Origin of the sequence: Marivita cryptomonadis, assembly GCF_002115725.1 — a bacterium.
Lineage (GTDB): Bacteria > Pseudomonadota > Alphaproteobacteria > Rhodobacterales > Rhodobacteraceae > Marivita > Marivita cryptomonadis.
Map to the genome: position 1 here is coordinate 1 of NZ_JFKD01000037.1, position 18,645 is coordinate 18,645.

Here is an 18,645-nt window from a genome sequence, read left to right on the forward strand (position 1 = left end):
AACATATCCGGCCACAAGGTTCGATGCGCATGCAGACGCCCTATTATCTGATAGACAAATCCCGACTTCTCCAGAACATGGAAAAAATTGCGAAGTTGCGCGAGTTGTCAGGGGTGAAATCACTTTTGGCGCTCAAATGCTTTGCTACGTGGTCAGTCTTTGACGTGATGTCCGAGTACATGGATGGCACCACGTCTTCCTCACTCTTTGAGGTCAAGCTGGGACGGGAGAAATTTGCAGGCGAGACCCATGCCTATTCAGTTGCCTGGGCGCCACATGAGATGGATGAGATGCTGGCCTCGTCAGACAAGGTTATCTTCAACACCGTACAGCAGCTCTTGCGTTTCGAGGCAGTAAGTCGCAGCCATGTGCGCGGTTTGCGTATCAATCCTGGCATCTCGACCTCAGACTTTGATCTCGCCGACCCAGCCCGACCCTTTTCGCGGTTGGGCGAACACAGCATCGAAGCGATTGCTCCGGTTGTGGACTTGGTCAGCGGGTTCATGTTCCACAACAACTGCGAGAACGCGAGCTTCGAACGCTTTGACGAGATGCTGGGCCAAATCGAAGAGCAGTTCGGTTCACTGATCCGTAAGATGCAGTGGATCAGCCTCGGCGGTGGCATACATTTTACTGGTAAGGACTATCCACTCGACCGTTTGGCCGAGCGCCTGAAGCGCTTCGCCGGTGAAAACGAGGTACAAGTCTACCTTGAGCCAGGTGAGGCGGCGATCACGAACTCCACAACGCTCGAGGTCACGGTTCTCGACACGCTCTACAATGGGAAGAACCTTGCCATTGTAGACAGCTCAATCGAGGCACATATGCTCGATCTGCTGATCTACCGCGAAAGCGCCAAGATGCAGGAAAGCGGCGATTGCAAATGGATGATCTGTGGAAAATCCTGCTTGGCCGGAGACATCTTTGGCGAGTTCCAGTTTCCAGAAGACCTCAAGCCTGGTGACCGTTTGTCCATGCAAGACGCGGCCGGATACACAATGGTCAAGAAGAATTGGTTCAATGGCGTGCAGATGCCCTCGATCGCGGTGCGTGAGCTCGACGGAGCCGAACGCCTCGTGCGCGGGTTCACTTATAACGATTTTGCGGCTGCCCTGTCGTGATCTGACCGCAGCCTTTGGGCTTTAACAGCTCTCTCTTTATTAAATCAAAATTACTCTGAATATATCAATATGATGAAGAAAATCGTAAGCATCAGCAAGGCTGCGAAGGCCCTCGGCGTCACGCCGCTCACTCTGCGCCGTTGGCACGAGAACGGGAAGCTCATTCCAGATGAGATCACAAAAGGCGGAAGTCGCCGCTATGACCTGGCGAAGCTCCAGCCAGAGCTTTATCGCGCGCAGGACCCAGCGGAGCGCAAGACCATCGCCTATGCCCGTGTGTCGTCACACGATCAAAAGCCCGATCTCGAACGCCAGGCTGATCTTCTTGATGCGTATTGCTCTCATCAGGGCTGGACCTACGAAGTCGTGACCGATCTTGGATCGGGCATGAATTATCGCAAGAAAGGTCTGAAGCGGCTTCTTGATGAAATTATTGAGGACCGTGTCAGTCGCCTTGTCATCACGCATAAGGACCGACTTCTGCGCTTTGGTGCGGACTTGGTTTTTGCGATTTGTGAGGCGAAGGACATCGAGGTTGTGATCCTCAACAAAGGCGAAGACACAAGCTTCGAGGAGGATCTTGAGCGCGATGTCCTCGAAATCATCACAGTCTTCAGCGCCCGCCTTTATGGGGCACGCTCCCGCAAAAATGCCAAATTGCTTGAGCGCATGGCAAAGGCGGTCACGCCTGATGGCAAAGAGCAAGAAGCCACTGAATGAGCAGTCTTGTCACGACATATCAATTGCGCCTACCGCGTGGTCCTCATGAGAGTGTGCTTTCCGAGATGTCGTCCCATCTTGGACTTGTCGAGCGCCATGTGTCCAGAGCATTAGAAGCGGCGCATGCTGCGGCAAAAGCCGAAATCGAGGCCCTTGGCGGATTGGCCGCATTCAAGCGCTTGCGCGACGCCAACGGAAAGCGTCTTCCGCATCCCGTCATGCGCCTGAAGAACGCCATCAAGGTGCGGTTCGATTTTGCGCCGTGCCGCGCGGCTCTCGAAGCGGATCAATTACATCTGCGGGTTCCGTGGGCGCCGCAACACCCTCAATGCCGGGTCAGGTCATCTGAACGAGCAGCGCAGGCATATATGGCGCCAGTGGGCGGAGGTTCGAAAGAGCCTTCACTCATCCACGCAACCCGGAAGCTGGCCTGCAGCCGGCAATGCGACTTCCTCTGCGCCGAGAGCCGCGGCTTATGCAAAGCCCCGAGCGCAGATGTGACGGTGCTCCCCGAAGAGGAGCACCTCGCATTGAAGCACTTTATGTCATGTGGCATGAATGAGAAAGACCGGGCAGCAGCCCCCCGGGGACATGATGAATAATGCTCCTTTATGAGTAAAAATGATCACGTCTGAACGAGCGGCGCGTCATCATCTCAATGGAGTTCAGTTTTGAAGAAAAACGTACTTATCATCGGCGCAGGTGGCGTCGCTCATGTGGTTGCACATAAGTGCGCGCAGAACAATGATGTGCTGGGAGACCTGCATATTGCCAGCCGCACCAAGTCAAAATGCGAAGAGATCATTGCCGGCGTACACGAGAAGGGCGCGATGAAAATCGACCGCGCGTTCACAGCCCACCACGTCGATGCCACAGATAGCGAGGCTGTCGCAGACCTCATCCGCGAAACCGGCACACAGATCGTAATCAATGTTGGCACGGCGTTTGTGAACATGCATGTGCTTGATGCCTGCATCACCACGGGGGCGGCCTATATCGACACTGCCATCCATGAAGAGCCAGACAAGGTCTGCGAAACCCCGCCCTGGTACGCGAATTATGAATGGAAAAGGCGCGATCAATGCACCGAAGAGGGTGTGACTGCCATTCTGGGCGCTGGCTTTGATCCAGGCGTGGTGAACGCCTATGCCCGCTTTGCCATCGACCAGATGGACGAAGTAAAAAGCATCGACATCGTCGACATCAACGCAGGCTCTCACGGTAAGTATTTCGCGACCAATTTTGACCCCGAAATTAATTTTCGTGAATTTACCGGGACGGTTTATTATTGGGAAGACCAGACGTGGAAAGAGCTGTCGATGTTCGAGTCCGGCCACACTTGGGATCTGCCAGTTGTCGGCCCCTCCAAGGCTTACCAGTCGGGGCATGATGAGGTCCACTCATTGGCGGTGAATTACCCGCATGCGGATGTGCGCTTCTGGATGGGGTTCGGCGATCATTACATCAACGTCTTCACCGTGCTGAAGAATATCGGTCTGCTCTCCGAACAGCCCGTCACCACCGCAGAGGGCCAGGAGGTGATCCCGCTTAAGGTGGTCAAGGCATGCCTGCCCGACCCGGCCAGCCTTGCGCCCAATTATACCGGCAACACCTGCATCGGCGACTTGGTCAAAGGTGTGAAGGACGGCAAGGAGATCGAGCTCTTCGTCTACAACGTGGCCGATCACAAAGAGGCCTATGAAGAGGTAGGCAGTCAGGGTATTTCTTATACCGCCGGTGTTCCGCCTGTGGCCGCTGCCATGCTGGTCGCGACAGGCGAATGGGATACAAAGACAATGAGAAATGTCGAGGAACTGGACCCCAAGCCCTTCTTCACCCTGCTTGATCGGATTGGCCTGTCGACCCGCGTTCTCAAGGGCGGTCTTGGCGGCGAGGACATGGCTTGGACCGACTACGCAAGCTAAGTACGTTTCTCGTTAAGGCCACCATTCCTGCAGGCTTAATGCTTTGACCCCGCCCTGAACGGCGGGGCCTGCGAGCGGGATCGCAAGGGTCATTGGCCACCATGGCTTGAGACCGGCAACTTTGCGCTACACTACGTTTCCGAGCGATTCAACAGATGTGGGTTAACCGGATCTTCCAAGTACAGGACTGATCGTCCGTTGTAATGCTTGAGAGTTGCGCGACTGCGCAGCTTCGAGCGGGCAACAAGCCGGTCACGCTGTAATACGATATGCGCGAGAGAGGCGGTCAGGTCGTGAAGATTCTGCTCCAGCCGATCGCTTCTGCTCTGTTCGCGGCCAAGCTGTTCTTTGAGATTCTCTGTTAGTCGCGCCAGGGCGGCGCGTTCTTTCTTTACCATCTCCAGAGCGACCGCGAATTCAAGTTCACGTTTCTCCGTGGTGGTTATTTTTGCAAGCAGGCTGCCGAGCAGCTCATCCTGATCGCTCTGGCGTTGTGCAAGATGCCGTATCACGGCGACCGCGTCATCAAGTTCCAGTGATTCGTCCTTCAGAGATATTTTCAGAACCATCAGGCTCGAGCGCACAAACATCTCCGACCGCCCAAGCGCCCTGGCCAGTTCCGTGATACCAATGCGAGACTGTGAGCGGCTTATCTTTGTCATGATCAGGCAGTTGCCATGTGAGTGGGTGGGGAGCTTATGGCAGCAAGGCACTCTCAGCACCGGCTGCCATACCTCGGAACATAGTAAAGCTGCTTCCTGAACAGCATGGAATTGAGTTTGGGCCAGCCCATCTTCGTTTGCAATTAACATCTTCCCCGCCCTGAAAAGACGGGGATTTCCAGTCACACTGCCCAAATAACACGCAACTAACGCAACATTTATCATTTACACCGTGATGATGTTCCGCTGATATTTGTTCACCGCTTGTCGTAGCGACGCTAATCCACGCCTCCCGGCGCAACGAAAAGCCACCCGGGGCCGCACAGTGCCCGACCCGCTCAAGGCCGTGTGGGAAACGACGCTGGTGCCAATCCTCGAGCGCGATCCCGCAGTTCAGGCCGTATCCCTGTTGCGGCACCTGCAGTTGTCCGATCCCAGAGGATTTCCCAGCCGACCGAGTGCATCGAACGCTGGAGCGGCGTGTCCGTAATTGGCGGGCCATGCATGGGCCGGAGCGCGATGTGATCTTTCGCCAGACGCCCGAACCGGGCCGCATGGCCTTGTCGGACTTCACCGACCAGAAACCTTGCCATGGCAGCCAACCAGCCCTTCAGCGCCTGGGACAAGGTCTTCCCAGACCAAGCCATCACCGTGGCAGCCATCGACCGGCTCGTCCACCACGCCACCATCCTGAAATTGAACGGCGACAGCTATCACAGGCGCACCGCCGCCGGCCGACAATCAGCAAAGGCTGACGCTGGAACGACAGCCTCCAGCGACTACCTCGAAACCGAAACCCGCGACAACATACACCGCAGGAGAACGACATCGACTAATCAACCCGATCGCAGCGGCCAGAACCGGCCAGCACGGTTGTCGGGAACCGGACAAAGAGGTTGACGCTTTACACGTTTAGGAAGATCAACGTAGGTATTTGAAAAGATTGCTACAAAAAGAGGAAAACATGCCCCCAAAATTTGGCACCAGCGGCTTGCGTGGACTTGTGACAGAGCTGACAGATGAAGTGATTACTGCATACACATCAAGTTTTCTGAAAGTATGCCCCCACGGTGGAGCAGTGCATATAGCCCGCGATCTACGTTCCTCATCGCCAAAAATCGCCAAGATAGTCTCCGACGTTGTGCAAAAAATGGGCGTTGATGTAGTTGACCATGGTGCCATTCCAACTCCAGCCTTGGCTCTCGTGGCAATAGGAGCTGGCCAAGCAGCCATAATGGTGACTGGAAGTCATATTCCTGCTGATCGAAATGGTCTAAAATTTTATTCACCAACCGGCGAGATTTCGAAATCAACTGAAACGAAAATTGTGTTTGCACTTAACTCGACCATATATGAAAATAAAGGGCCGGTAGGCAACTACTCAAGAGACAAAAGTTCCATTGAAAAATATATTAATAGATATATTAACGCTTTTGGGTCAAAAATATTAAGCGGTATGCGTATTGGTGTTTATGAACATAGTTCTGTTTCTCGTGACTCTTTGAAAGAGACGCTCTTACGGATGGGAGCAGATATTATATCCTTGGAAAGGACTGAAAAATTCGTATCAGTCGATACTGAGGCAATAGATAACGAGACGAAAACTAAATTACATAAATGGTGCGCCATGTTTCACTTGGACGCTATAGTGTCAACTGATGGCGACGGTGATCGCCCCTTGATTGCAGACTCTCAAGGCAACCTGATACCTGGAGATATAATAGGGCCTTTGGCTGCACAAGTACTAGGCGCAAATGTTATATGCACTCCTGTTTCATCAAACACAGCTGTTGATCATATGGGATTTTCGCAAATCATACGTACAAAAATTGGTTCACCATTTGTAATAGAAGCGATGGAAACTGCTGATGGTAAAGTTGTAGGGTATGAAGCCAATGGTGGTTTTCTTTTAGGATTTAATACAAAAATGACTCATGGAAAACTTCATAAGTTAATGACAAGAGATTCTTTTTTACCAATAATTACGTCTTTAACTTTGATGCACAAAAAATCTAAAAGTTTGAATTCTATTATTTCTGAACTGCCATCGCGATTTACCGCATCTGGCAGACTTCAAGACATTTCTACAGAGACAGGACAAAATTTTATTACAAAATTATCTTATAACTCTCTGGCAAGATCTAATTTATTTTCTCGGGAGGTGAGAGAACACAAAATAGACTTGACTGACGGACTCAGAGTTTTTTTTGAAGATGGTGTTATAATTCACTTACGACCTTCAGGAAATTCCCCTGAATTTCGGTGCTATGTAGAAGCACAAACACTGACATTTGCAGAAAAAATTTTGCAAAGTACATGTGAACAGATAGCTTCGCACATTTCAGTGTACAAAAGCACTACCAAGGATTTTCTATAATTTCTATTTTGGACAGATAGATATTCTAACTTTATATTTTAGATAGAACTCTTGCGTGTAAAAGATTAATTAACTCTACTAATCTCCTGAGGCACAATATAAATTGCTTGTAATGGACAAAATATAACTCTCCAGGCATCTGGCTTACTGCATCCCAATCTCAGGTATGGACATTCCGCCTCCCCCCCCATATACCCCACTTCTCTCTCAATAGGTCTATTGCGGCAGCATTAAGCTCTACCCTGCCTTTTTCGGATTCACGATGGTGGTAAAGAGCATACTGCCTGTCCGCTGCTGTTGTTTTAGGTTCATATCGACTTGCCACCAACCAAATACCAATATCAGCTCGCGCCATTAAACCTGACAACCAGATATCATCTACATGGAAAGCTTGATGAGGAATATTGAAACTTGTTATATCAAAAAAATTTGGTCGTACAATAACACCTCCATAACCTTCAAATATATCAGCATAGCCTGACCGAGCGATTATTCGCCTTGCCGGTTTTTCCGCCAAGGTTAAGTTTCTACTCCCAGACGTGATTTGTCTCAAACGCGCCATTCGATAGTCAAGATCCCAAATTCTAGATCTGCGTTGATGGCGCGGTTTTGCAAACTGTCTGCGGGAATTAAACCCTGCAATATCCCAACCAGCAAGAGCTATGACACAATTGGGGAAACGTTCCGCTTCAGACAAAAGACCAGAGGCCCAACCTGAAGTATAATCACGATCATCATCACAAAAAAGTAACTGTATATCTTCCTTGTGATAGCGATCAACTGCTCCGAGAATTTTACTAGCTGGACCATAATCATGATCCAACCGATGAATGGTCACTCCAGCCGGTACTTTAGGAAGGCTACCGTCCCAATCTGGAAATCTATAATAGGTTCTTGGAAGATAAAGCTCAACACCATCAACTCCTCGCTGAGAGGTAAGAGACTCAAGCGTGGGGCCAATAAGCCCAAAACGAGGAGGAATGGATGAAAGAGTGATCACAGCCATATAGTTAACCTGAGAAGTTGACGTACTTTAATAAATCATATTACAATCATGTTTGCATTAGATTGTTTCAAAACCGTTGACATATTTTATCCAAAGAGACGTATCACAGTCAGTAATCTTCACCTTATATAAGCCTTGGCTAGACATTCAACAGCATGCTCGGCATTATTGCAAAATAAAATATCATATCTTTTTCATTTACAAGTCTCCATACGCCTTAGGTTCCTGAAAAGAACGCCGCACAACGTAGGTTGCACCTTCGTCAACGTGCTCAGGGCAACCACTGTGAACGGTGACCTCTGCTCAACCCAAGAATACTTGAACTACTTCACAGCTATCGGATATGGTCCACATCAATGGTCGGACGCCAAAATGACTGCAACAGCATCGTCACCAAAGACTTCCGTCGCCTAAAACTCATAAGCCTCAGCCAACTCCCGGTCAGGTCCTCATCATCCATCGACAGAGCCGCCAACTTGACCAACCCAAGACGCCGCATAATCTCACACAAACAAAGCCACTCAGGCGAGTTTCAACAAAAAACAGGTTTTTCTTCAGGATGAGGTGGCAGTCACCTAACGTGCCTTATAGACCAACAGCATCGACAGCTTACACCGACAACAAACAAATTCATGCCTTGCAGTCAGTTCATTTGGGTATGGCTTGCGCAATAATTTCGCCAGCGACTGACGGCGTAACACAAGTGTATTATTCAGCTCTTCCAGAAAGCATCCTAAATTGGATGTGCGACCGAATGGAATTAAGCAAAGCGAGGCATCCAAAAAGGAAAAATCCAAATGATGTATACTGATGACGAGAATCTACCTCATTGCCAACCTTTCTCAAAACATAATTCTCAAAACAGCGCCACTAAAGACCAATTTCTGATTTGATGTACTTCTTAACAGGTGATATCTTCAGACAACACAATTACACATTCAAGAAAGTGTGGCCATGCACAATATCCCTGTGATTAATCCTGTACTCCTTTGTGGAGGCTCCGGTACACGACTCTGGCCACTATCCCGAAAGAGTTTTCCAAAACAGTTTGCACATTTTTTAGGTCAAAAAAGCTTGTTTCAACAGGCTGCGCAGCGCGTTTCTGGTTCGTGCTTTGCTGAACCATTAGCAGTAACTGGAGAAGGGTTCCGCTTTATAGTTGCTGAACAACTTGAGCATTGTGGATTACAGGCTTCAGGTATTCTCATTGAACCAGAAAGTCGCAACACTGCTCCTGCCGCTTTGGCTGCTGCACTTTATCTAGCTTCAAAAGATCCTACAACTTTAATTCTTCTCGTCCCTGCTGATCATGCCATACAGGATTCAGCAGACTTCCGTGATACAATATTAAAGGGTGTGCCCACTGCCACACAGGGGGAAATTGTTACCTATGGCATCCAGCCAACTCGAGCTGAAACTGGCTATGGATGGCTCGAGACTTCTGAGGAAACAAGTCCTGAAATATATTCGCTCTCACGATTCATTGAAAAGCCAAATTGCTCTCTTGCAAACACACTTTTGGCCGATGATCGCTATCTATGGAATGCTGGTATTTTTTTAGTGCGTGCTGATATCTTGATTGATGCATTCCAGAAGTATGCACCTGATATTTTGAATGGTACACGCGCAGCAATGGCCGCCGCCACTACAGACCTTGGCTTTCTTCGTATTGACCCAACTCTATGGAAAAAAATACGTTCAGCCTCAATAGATTTTGCGGTAATGGAACATGCTCAAAATATAAGTGTTGTTCGATTTTCTGGTAATTGGTCTGACCTTGGTAGCTGGGAAGCCATTTGGAAAGCGAGTCCACAAGATAACAATGGAAACGCCCTCTCTGGACTGACAACTTTGATTAACTGCGAAAACTCGCTCCTACGATCAGAAAGTGAAGAAATAGAATTAGTAGGCATTGGACTGAAAAATTTGGTTGTAGTTGCAATGCGGGACGCCGTTCTAGTTGCAGACTTGACAGACAGTCAAAGTGTGCGTCAAGCAGTAGAAATTCTAAATAATAAAGGTGCAAAACAAGCGGTACAGCTTCCTGTAGACCACAGACCTTGGGGTTGGTTTGAAACATTGATTCTAGCTGACCGTTTCCAAGTCAAACGTATTCATGTACATCCTGGTGCTTCTTTATCTCTACAAAGCCATTTTCATCGCTCTGAGCACTGGATCGTTGTTGCCGGGACTGCGAAAGTTACAGTAAACGAGGAAGTTCAGCTCCTCACGGAGAACCAATCAGTTTACATACCACTTGGGTCAATCCATAGAATGGAAAATCCTGGTAAAGTTCCAATGGTTTTAATAGAAGTACAGACTGGGTCATACTTGGACGAAGATGATATCATCCGGTACGACGATGTCTATTCACGTTTGTGAATGACTACCAGTGCATTTTAGTAACATCTAACCAAGCCACATACACAATGCTCCAGATACTCCTATAAAACAGAATAATAAAAGCATATATTAGATAAGGATTTTTATCTATATAATTCATTCCAACGCTTACACCATACCAAATTATTGGAGCTTGCATTCAGTGCAGCCTCAAGGATACGTGATTGAGAAACTGGAAGACTGAGACTTGCATCACAAACTTCTAATCGGTGCATATCATAATCGTCTCTCCCAAATTCTGAAGATAATAATATCACGGCACACTCAGGATACCGCAGACGGAAACTACGAATAATGTCAATAATATATCCTACTGAACATCCACTTCGCTCAAGATGATCCATATCAATAAATAAAAAATCTCCACTGAGTTCTTTGCTTCGCTCATAACCAAAAATCTGATCTATACTTATAATGAGATTATACGGATAAGATAGTCGCTTGGCAAAATTCTGAATTTCATTTGAACTATCACTATCTTTCTCAGATAAAATAAACACTTCACACGATTTTTTTAAACCTGATTTTGGAAAACTTCGATTAGAAACAGACCAATTCTTAAAATTACACCAGATTAATAGCACAATTAATAGAACTACTGAAATTACCAAATACCACAGGATGAAATTCATAAAACTCCCGTAGTCAACAAAGGCACCAGTTGCAATCATATCCCCAAGTAGCTGGATGGCAAAAATAAGACCATGGACCACCTCCTTTCACTCGCTATCAAGTCTACCGTTCAATTTCGATGCAGAACAAGGTAAATTCCCACTACTCTCGTAAGATTTTGAATCTTTTTTCTTGGTTATATGGCGTCAAATACCCATGTAACGATACAAGTGGTATAATCAAAACGTTCGAGGCCGCAAGCGACCTCACTGAAAAACCTGACGTCACATCCAGCTCTTGCTTCCCCTCACACCCCACTTTGGGGACCTTTGAAACATTGCTTACGAAATGGTCGCGCAAGAGTAGTTGAGCTGGCGCATTTCAGTTCAGACCAAAGCCGCCCCCCCCGCTTGGGACAATTATCCAGATCGTATCTCAAGAGTGATTGACAGTCTCACGCCACGCTCTGTGATCACCTAGGTTTCCACCTTATCAGGACTTACTGGTTCGATGCACTCCTACCTGCAGACATCACCTAAGCCCGCAACATCCTTGATGACACGATCATATCAAGCCATCTTGCAGTCAAATCGTAACTATCTTAAGGGTTACCAGCCAACAATATCTCTCTCTATGCCGCAGAAGGTTTTTGAGTAATGAAAAATACAAGCATCTTACTTATTGACAATCATCACTTCATTTTAGAGTTGGTCTCACAGAGCCTTGAGTCAACGGGAGCATTTTCTGTAACATGCGCTGCTTCTATTGAAGTTGCCCATCAAGAAATATCAAATAATGATGGTTTTGACATCGTCATGCTTGAGGTTGCCTTACCTGATACTGTTGGACTTCAAGACGTCAAGACACTGGTCGACCTGAACAAAAATGGCCAAGTGATTATATTTTCAGGAGCGGTATCTGAGATATTTATTCAGAATTGCCTTGATATTGGGATTTCGGGTTTTATTCCTAAAACGTTCACTGTTGATGCGCTTACTAGCGCGTTGAAGTTTCTTTCTACAGGACATAAATTTATCCCAATGAATTTCTTTACTTTTCATGGAAGTCAAATTGGCAAGGAAAGCTATGGTCTTGGTGATGGTGATTTTGAAGTTCTCAAGAAGCTTGCAGAAGGCCTTTCTAACAGAGATATAATGAATATTATGAGCCTGCCTGAGACCACAATCAAGATGCGGGTACGCTCTATTTTTCGGAAACTTGGCGCGAAGAACCGCACGCAAGCCGTTTTAATTGCTCAAAAAAGTGGTATGATTTAAGTCGCACAGCATTTCAAGTTTGGCATTTACTACCAATGTGCCCTGCCAACCGATCCTCGTCTTCGAGCAGGACGGGCGGCTGACAAGAGTCTTGCTGCATCCAACATGTTGCCGCCAAACCAGTAGAAAGCACCGCGAACTTGCGCTAATTGATCCGGGCAATTCGCGAGTATCAAACCAAGATCAAGCTACTGCAACGCGCAGACCGCTTTTACTACACACCGGATGTTCTGGACCCGTATGTCTACTTGGGCCTGCATTACATCTTCGGCTCGAGCAAACCTGAATGTACGCTTTTCAGCAAGACGTTCAGGCAAGGGATTTTATAATTTACCATTGGCAGATAAAAGAATTGCTATTGGGCGGGTAGCTGGCAACTCAGCTAAGACCAGTACAAGGCTAACTGTTAATGGAACAGCTAAGAGAGCTCCTGGCACACCCCACAAGGTACTCCAAAAAGCGAGTGCTAACAAAACGATAAATGGGCTCAAATTAAAAGCCCTTCCCATCATCTTTGGCTCAAGATAGAAAGCTACAATTATCTGCGCCATAGTCAGCGCTATCATCACCACCATAGCCATGGATAAATTACCAAACTGAGCTAAACCGAGGAGTACTGGAAAAATGACTCCAATCAGAGATCCGATGTAAGGTATATAATTTAAAAATGCAATCAATACAGCCCAAAAAAGAGCAAGCTCTATTCCCAAAGCCAGCATAATAAAAAATGAAATTACCCCCAAGATTATATTTACTATTGTTTTCATAAAAAGGTACTGCCCAATTCTTTCGTTTATTCTAGAGAGCAAAGAGATGGCTCTCTGACCAGATTCCGCATCCCCCATCGCGATTATTGCCTTTTTTGCCATCACACCACGCTCAGCAATTAAAAAACTAGAATACAGAACAATCAAAAATAAAGTAATTCCAAAACCGCGTAAAGAAAGTAGAGCAGGGGCTATCCATGACTTAACGTCTATCTGATCCAAGGTTACACTTCTAAGATTTTCCCAAGTAGGCTCGCCCTCGATTCCCAACATACTGGCATTTTGTGTGATTAGAAGCTGAAGATTTGATTCATATGTAGGAAGAATGACGGCTATCTGAGCCAAATTGTTTATCACCAAAATAAAAAGTAAGGTCACCAAAATTGTGAACACAATCAATATTACTGCTCTTCTCGCCCACGCCGGCAACCTACCAATAACAGGAATATTTTGCATACCTGTAGCTGCAGCTGACAGAATATACACAGAGATTACTGCAGCAAATACCGGTAAAAGTATCGGACGACCCATCCATAAAAGCCATCCAAGCATCAAGGTCAGTGCTGTTGCATAGGTTGCATTGCGCATATTACAGTCACACCTCTTTGACCAAGTAGATTTATACTCAAGCCTGGCTAGAAAGCATGATCATGTCACAAGCGCAACGGCGCTGAAGACGACGGTCACAAGTTTAATCCCAACCTGTTCAAGAAACAGCATTTTTCCTACTTGATTTGACAGGCAGGTCGTTACACCACGACGAAGTCAGTATCTGTAAAGTCCGAGACTCCTACGGCCTCCACCAGACCAATCATCTCGTCTTTCGAGTCAAAACGTCCTGCCCCATCAGTGTCATGGAAAATACCAGTTCCAGTCACTCCACTTTGTGTCCATGCTACAAGGAAGTATTCATCAAAGATACTTGTCCCAGCTCCAGTTAGTGAGAGCTGTATCTTATCCACGCCAATCATAAAATCAGTTATCAACGCATAATCATTCTTACCATTGTTACCTGATCTGGGATTGTCATCATCATAGAAAATACCGCGGCTGTCGCCGAGTTCGAACACGTCTTCACCCCCTCCGCCTGTCAATGTATCTACTTCCCCTTCGCCAAGCGTCGTAGTGGTCGGTGTCTCGGCAGGGTCGGGCAGACCACTTATAATGTCATTCCCCGATCCGCCGGAAAGTACATCGCTTCCAGTAGTGCCAAAGATGATCTGGCCAAGAAATTCCTCAATAATGAGTTCACTGATGGTTTGGTCAGTTGCGCTGTTGCCCGCTGCATCTGTTGCCGTCGCACTGACGTCGTAGGTCCCAGGGGTTAGAGCCGTGGAGACTGTAACGCTCCAGTTTCCGAAGGCATCTACAGATACGTTCTCAAACGTCTGAGTACCGACAGCAACGCTGACAGTTGCTGTCGTTGTGTCCGTAACCATCCCGGTCAACGTCGGAGTTGTATCGGGTGTAGAGAGTGCCGCCACAGTCACTACAGGCAATGTCGTGTCAATAATCAGTTCGCCTGCTGTGTTGTCCGTCGCACTGTTTCCTGCGCCATCCGTCGCCGTCACCACAACGTCGTAGGTTCCGTCGGCAAGACCCGTTGCGATGGCGCCCTCCACCAGCATCCAGGTGCCATCGCCATTGTTTGTAGCAGTGTAAATGCTGCCGTTGATCGCAACAGAAATCAAAGCCGCGGTATCATCAACCTTGCCTGACAGCGCGGGTGTAGTGTCCGAGGTGGTCAGCGCGTCGACAGTCACCACAGGGCCTGCGCTATCCGTGATGATCAACTCATCTGCAGAGGTGTCCTGGCCTACATTGCCCGCTTCATCCGTTACTCTCACAGAGACATCATAGGTTCCCGGGGCCAGAGCACTCGTTATTGCGTCATCGACCAGCGTCCAGGTTCCATTGCCATTGTTTGTGGCCGTATAGCTGCTCCCGTTGACAGCGACAGAAATCGGGGCGGTGGTCCCCGTAACGGTTCCCGTCAACTGCGGTGTGGTATCGGATGTTGTTAGGGTATCGACAGTCACCACAGGGGCTGTCGTGTCAATAACCAGATCGGCTGTTGTGCTGTCGGTCGCACTGTTTCCAGCGCCATCCGTCGCCGTCACCACAACATCATAGGTTCCGTCAGCAATCTCCATGATGGTGTTATCCGCCAGCGTCCAAGTCCCATTGCCACTGTTTGTGGCCGCATAACTGCTGCCGTTAATAGCGACCAAGATCGAAGCCGTGAAATCATCGACCGTGCCTGACAGCGCGGGTGTGGTGTCCGACGTGGTCAGCCCTTCGACGGTCACCACAGGGGCAATCATGTCGGGCCCACCGGCAAAGGTCACGAAAGTGAAGGTTCCGGTTTCGTCTGTCGTTTTGCTGAGGTCGCCGGGCGTCACCCCTTCCAGGAAGGCGATGATTTCATCCTTGGAATCAAAGCTACCGAAATTACGTCCACTGCCATCCTTGGCAATCACCGTGCCAGCAACGCCGTCCATGGTCCATTCTGCAAGGAGATACTGCCCGTCACCTCCAATCAACTTGACCTTATCGGCGCCCCCCACCCCGAAATCCTTGATGTGGACATAATCATTGGTACCGGTATTACCGGAATTGTCATTGCCATCGTCATAGAAGATGCCGGCGCTTGCATTGCCGAGAATGAACGTGTCCACCCCACCATAGCCATAAAGAAAATCAATGGTTCCGGCCCCGTTAAAGGCGGTATTCTCCGGCAGCCCGCTGATGATGTCGTCGCCGTCACCCCCGAAAACGGACTCGCTGCCGTCCGTGCCATAGACATTCATGCCCGGAGTTGAGCCCGTCGTATTGAGCGCGAAATTGGTCGAGGTTCCCGCGGTGCCTGGGTTTCCAGCAACATCGGTATAGCTCTCCGCCACGGTGACAGAAAACTCTCCACTCTGCCCGGAGTCTGGCGTGAAGGTGACCGTCCAGGTTGTCCCGCCATCGACGCTCTGAAGCTCCGTGAGCGCGCCTGTGGCATTCGTGAGCGAGATATCCGCGATCTCGAAGTTCGTCACCGCTTCGGTGAAGGTGATCGTGACCGTGGCGCTCTCTCCGGTTGTAAGGTTTCCGTCTCCGTTTGCATCATTCACAACCATCGAGATGATCGGTGTACCCGGAGCGACGGTATCGACGGTGAACTCTCCCGATGTGGCTGCTGGCGCGTCTGAGAGGCTCCCGTCGGTTGCGGTGTAGGACCCTGGCTTCACACCGACAGTTTGCGAGGAAGACGTGACCGCCGCTGCGGGGGTGAATGTGGCAACCCACGTGGTGCCGTCTCCGTTTGACGTGAGGCTGAAGAAGTCCAGCGATCCGGCATCATATGTAAGCCCTGTCTGATCAAACGTTACGCCTTTGCTGAAGCTGATCGTCACCTCAAGCATCTCACCCCCGGCGATGACGCTGTCATTGACCACCATGCCCAGCACATAAACCGGCGCATCAGCCATGCCATTCATCATGGTATTGATGTCGAGCCGGCCACCCGTGACGGTCTTGCCCAGAAGCGCGCCCGTCTCCGTCACCGAGCCAAGAAGGATATCCCGGATCTCGGCCGCAGTAGCGGTCGGAAAGGCAGCCGCATATAGCGCGATTGCCCCGGCCACGTGGGGAGAGGCCATTGAGGTTCCGGAGTAGGAGCCGTAGCCGCCCGGTAGCGTTGACCAGACGCTGACGCCTGGGGCCCCGAGATCAACCGATACGTCGCCATAATTTGAAAATGATGCAAGCCCGCCGCTGCTATTGATAGCAGCAACAGAGAGGACGGCTTCATATCCCAAAAACTCAATGGTCGTGTAAGCGGCGGGATAAGACGGGCTTGCATCGGCATCGTTTCCGCTATTTCCCGCAGCCGCAACGAAAAGAACATCTTCAAGCCCGCCACGGACGATGGCATCCCGAAGAGCCGTGGAAAATCCTCCGCCACCCCAAGAATTGTTTGTGGCGGCGTAATCAAGTGTGGTGTCATTCTTGGCGTACCAGGTGTAATAATCCACTGCCGCAATTGCGCCACTGGTATACCCTCCGCTCGGCCCCAGGAATTTCAAGGGCATGAGCTGGACATCCCAGTTCACGCCGACAACCCCTGCTCCATTGCCGCCTAGACCACCAATCGTGCCAGCAACATGCGTGCCATGCTCGTCACCATCGCTGGCAAGATACGGCTGGTTGTTATTGTCCCAGAAGTTCCAACCAACAAGATCATCGATGTAACCGTTGCCAGACGTATCTACACCGTCCGTCCAAACCGTATCGTCCAGAAGATCAAACGCATCAATGCGGTTATTGTTGTTAAGATCGCTGACATGGCTTGAATTGTCGGCATGGTTGAGATCCCGGAACGTGATCAGGCCGTCCAGATCCGTGTCTTTGAGCACATCTCGAAGAGCCAGGGGTATCTCCATCTGGTTGAGCCAGATGTTCAGGTAGAGATCGGGATGGGTTGGATCCATGCCGGTGTCGATTACACCGACAACGGTTGACATCGAGCCGCCATAGCCGGCCGCCCAGGCTTCGCCCGCCTGTGAGCCGTATTGGTTTGCCGGTGACGTCGTATCGCCGTACATGCCCCAAAGACTGCCGTCAGTGTAATACCTGTCATCGCTGACAAAAGCTTCGCTCTGATAAAACCAGTTCCGTCCAGCGGTCTCGACAGTCGCATCCCGTAACAGATTCTCAATCACACGGTCGATCGGCAGCGACGCGTCAAAACTAATCAGAACGAGCTGGCCGCCAGTTCCATATGGGCCAGCAGTCTCGTTGATGACCTCCTCAATCTGCCCGCCAATTGCCTTGAGTGCTTGGAGTTTACCGGTATCACTGGCCTTGCCCGAGAATTGCACAAGTAATTGACCAGCAACATAAGCTGCCTCTCCAGAGGGCTGCTCAATACCTTCGACTGGCCTAGTGCCTCGATTACCATTCACCGGGCCACCAAACGCAAGTGTGCCGCCCATCACCATATTCGGCGTCACATCCAAAACCGCTTCGAACTCGGCGACCTGTGCCGATAACAATGGGCCAAAGATCGTTTCAGGGTCTGCCATATTGACGAGGGGGCTGAGCTTCGAGCTGCCCTCTGCCATGAGGTCACCAATCTCGGAAAACTCCAGCTTTGCCATGATCGGGACATTCTGGGGTGACCATGGCACTGTATTTGGCACCAAAGGGACAGGTTCGGTCGTAGCTACAATCTCGTTAAGCCAAACAGTCACCACATCCGGGATTTCCAGCAACACTGCCTCGATATGAACAGGCGTGTTATTGCTTGTGATCGATAGGGCGTAGACCACTCCACCGTCGATACGTGAAGATTCACTCTCGATCGGATCCTGGATCAGCTTCGCCCCGATTAGTGCAACAAGATTCTCGAGCTCATCTGGTGTCACCGGGTGTGCTGTCTCCACTTGGAGATCGAGCCGGTTATCTTCATCTGACGTAGAGATTTCGGCAAGCCGAGCTTCGGTCTCAAGCCCAATCAATATCAGGATATTGTTCCAGCTCCACTCGCGGAAAGACATGTATGCGGCGAGCCCTCCGGTTCCAACCGAATCAAACATCTATGTGCGCTCCCGCGTAAAATTCTTGTGTTTCAAATATACTATACCAGGCCGACGTTGCAAAACAGATTGCACCATGTCCCAGATGTCCCATCCCGGGTGATCACATAACCCCTCGTCGGTCAGCGCTTTTCATGGCACTATCTGTTTTGAACGAGACGGGAGCTCTGCATGCTGATCATCGGAAACC

The 18,645-nt window shown here is 49.4% G+C and carries 14 protein-coding genes; 8 read left to right on the top strand and 6 right to left on the bottom strand.

The features are described 5' to 3' along the window. Window positions 1-29 precede the first annotated feature (29 nt). The 4 genes from MCRY_RS21230 to MCRY_RS21245 all read left to right on the top strand — a co-directional run bounded on the left by MCRY_RS21230 (window position 30) and on the right by MCRY_RS21245 (window position 3,766). Complete coding sequence (locus MCRY_RS21230) at window positions 30-1,121, top strand: carboxynorspermidine decarboxylase (protein WP_085633637.1); 1,092 nt, start codon at window positions 30-32, stop codon at window positions 1,119-1,121. A 72-nt stretch (window positions 1,122-1,193) separates the two neighbouring features. Then, a complete protein-coding gene (locus MCRY_RS21235) occupies window positions 1,194-1,841 on the top strand; it encodes an IS607 family transposase (protein ID WP_085633639.1) in 648 nt (215 codons plus the stop codon). Continuing rightward, a complete protein-coding gene (locus MCRY_RS22680) occupies window positions 1,838-2,443 on the top strand; it encodes a hypothetical protein (protein ID WP_138487749.1) in 606 nt (201 codons plus the stop codon). Before MCRY_RS21235 ends, MCRY_RS22680 begins: the two co-directional genes overlap by 4 nt. Before the next feature lie 69 nt (window positions 2,444-2,512). Beyond that, window positions 2,513-3,766, top strand: a complete 1,254-nt coding sequence (locus tag MCRY_RS21245; RefSeq protein WP_085633623.1) for a saccharopine dehydrogenase family protein — start codon at window positions 2,513-2,515, stop codon at window positions 3,764-3,766. A 131-nt stretch (window positions 3,767-3,897) separates the two neighbouring features. Here the strand turns inward: MCRY_RS21245 and MCRY_RS21250 are convergent, their stop codons facing one another. Then, complete coding sequence (locus MCRY_RS21250; protein WP_139834151.1) at window positions 3,898-4,578, bottom strand: hypothetical protein; 681 nt, start codon at window positions 4,576-4,578, stop codon at window positions 3,898-3,900. A gap of 188 nt (window positions 4,579-4,766) precedes the next feature. Further along, a complete protein-coding gene (locus tag MCRY_RS23045; RefSeq protein WP_138487748.1) occupies window positions 4,767-5,021 on the bottom strand; it encodes a hypothetical protein in 255 nt (84 codons plus the stop codon). Here MCRY_RS23045 and MCRY_RS23270 point away from each other — a divergent pair. Both MCRY_RS23270 and MCRY_RS21260 read left to right on the top strand, forming a co-directional pair. After that, window positions 5,020-5,328, top strand: a complete 309-nt coding sequence (locus MCRY_RS23270) for an ATP-binding protein (protein WP_203276070.1) — start codon at window positions 5,020-5,022, stop codon at window positions 5,326-5,328. The two genes, MCRY_RS23045 and MCRY_RS23270, sit on opposite strands and share 2 nt — an antisense overlap. Window positions 5,329-5,392: 64 nt before the next feature. After that, window positions 5,393-6,805 (top strand): phosphomannomutase, encoded by a 1,413-nt coding sequence (locus tag MCRY_RS21260; RefSeq protein ID WP_085633627.1) that lies wholly within the window; start codon window positions 5,393-5,395, stop codon window positions 6,803-6,805. Window positions 6,806-6,965: 160 nt separating this feature from the next. Here the strand turns inward: MCRY_RS21260 and MCRY_RS22685 are convergent, their stop codons facing one another. Then, window positions 6,966-7,811, bottom strand: coding sequence for a glycosyltransferase family 2 protein (locus MCRY_RS22685; RefSeq protein ID WP_138487747.1), 846 nt, complete (start codon window positions 7,809-7,811; stop codon window positions 6,966-6,968). Window positions 7,812-8,765: 954 nt separating this feature from the next. Here MCRY_RS22685 and MCRY_RS21265 point away from each other — a divergent pair. Beyond that, complete coding sequence (locus tag MCRY_RS21265; protein ID WP_238939801.1) at window positions 8,766-10,193, top strand: mannose-1-phosphate guanylyltransferase/mannose-6-phosphate isomerase; 1,428 nt, start codon at window positions 8,766-8,768, stop codon at window positions 10,191-10,193. 104 nt (window positions 10,194-10,297) lie between these two features. On the opposite strand, the gene MCRY_RS22690 is transcribed toward MCRY_RS21265, so the two are convergent. Next, a complete protein-coding gene (locus MCRY_RS22690; protein ID WP_138487746.1) occupies window positions 10,298-10,927 on the bottom strand; it encodes a hypothetical protein in 630 nt (209 codons plus the stop codon). A gap of 555 nt (window positions 10,928-11,482) precedes the next feature. Between MCRY_RS22690 and MCRY_RS21270 the strand changes: the two genes are divergently transcribed. Next, window positions 11,483-12,103 carry a response regulator transcription factor gene (locus tag MCRY_RS21270; protein ID WP_085633629.1) on the top strand — a complete coding sequence of 207 codons (621 nt, stop codon included), beginning with the start codon at window positions 11,483-11,485 and terminating at the stop codon, window positions 12,101-12,103. A 323-nt stretch (window positions 12,104-12,426) separates the two neighbouring features. Here MCRY_RS21270 and MCRY_RS21280 read toward each other — a convergent pair whose 3' ends face one another. Together MCRY_RS21280 and MCRY_RS21285 are read right to left on the bottom strand one after the other, a co-directional pair. After that, entirely contained in the window at window positions 12,427-13,458 is a 1,032-nt protein-coding gene (locus MCRY_RS21280; protein ID WP_085633633.1) for an AI-2E family transporter, read from the bottom strand. A 161-nt stretch (window positions 13,459-13,619) separates the two neighbouring features. Beyond that, entirely contained in the window at window positions 13,620-18,455 is a 4,836-nt protein-coding gene (locus MCRY_RS21285; protein ID WP_085633635.1) for a S8 family serine peptidase, read from the bottom strand. Window positions 18,456-18,645 lie beyond the last annotated feature (190 nt).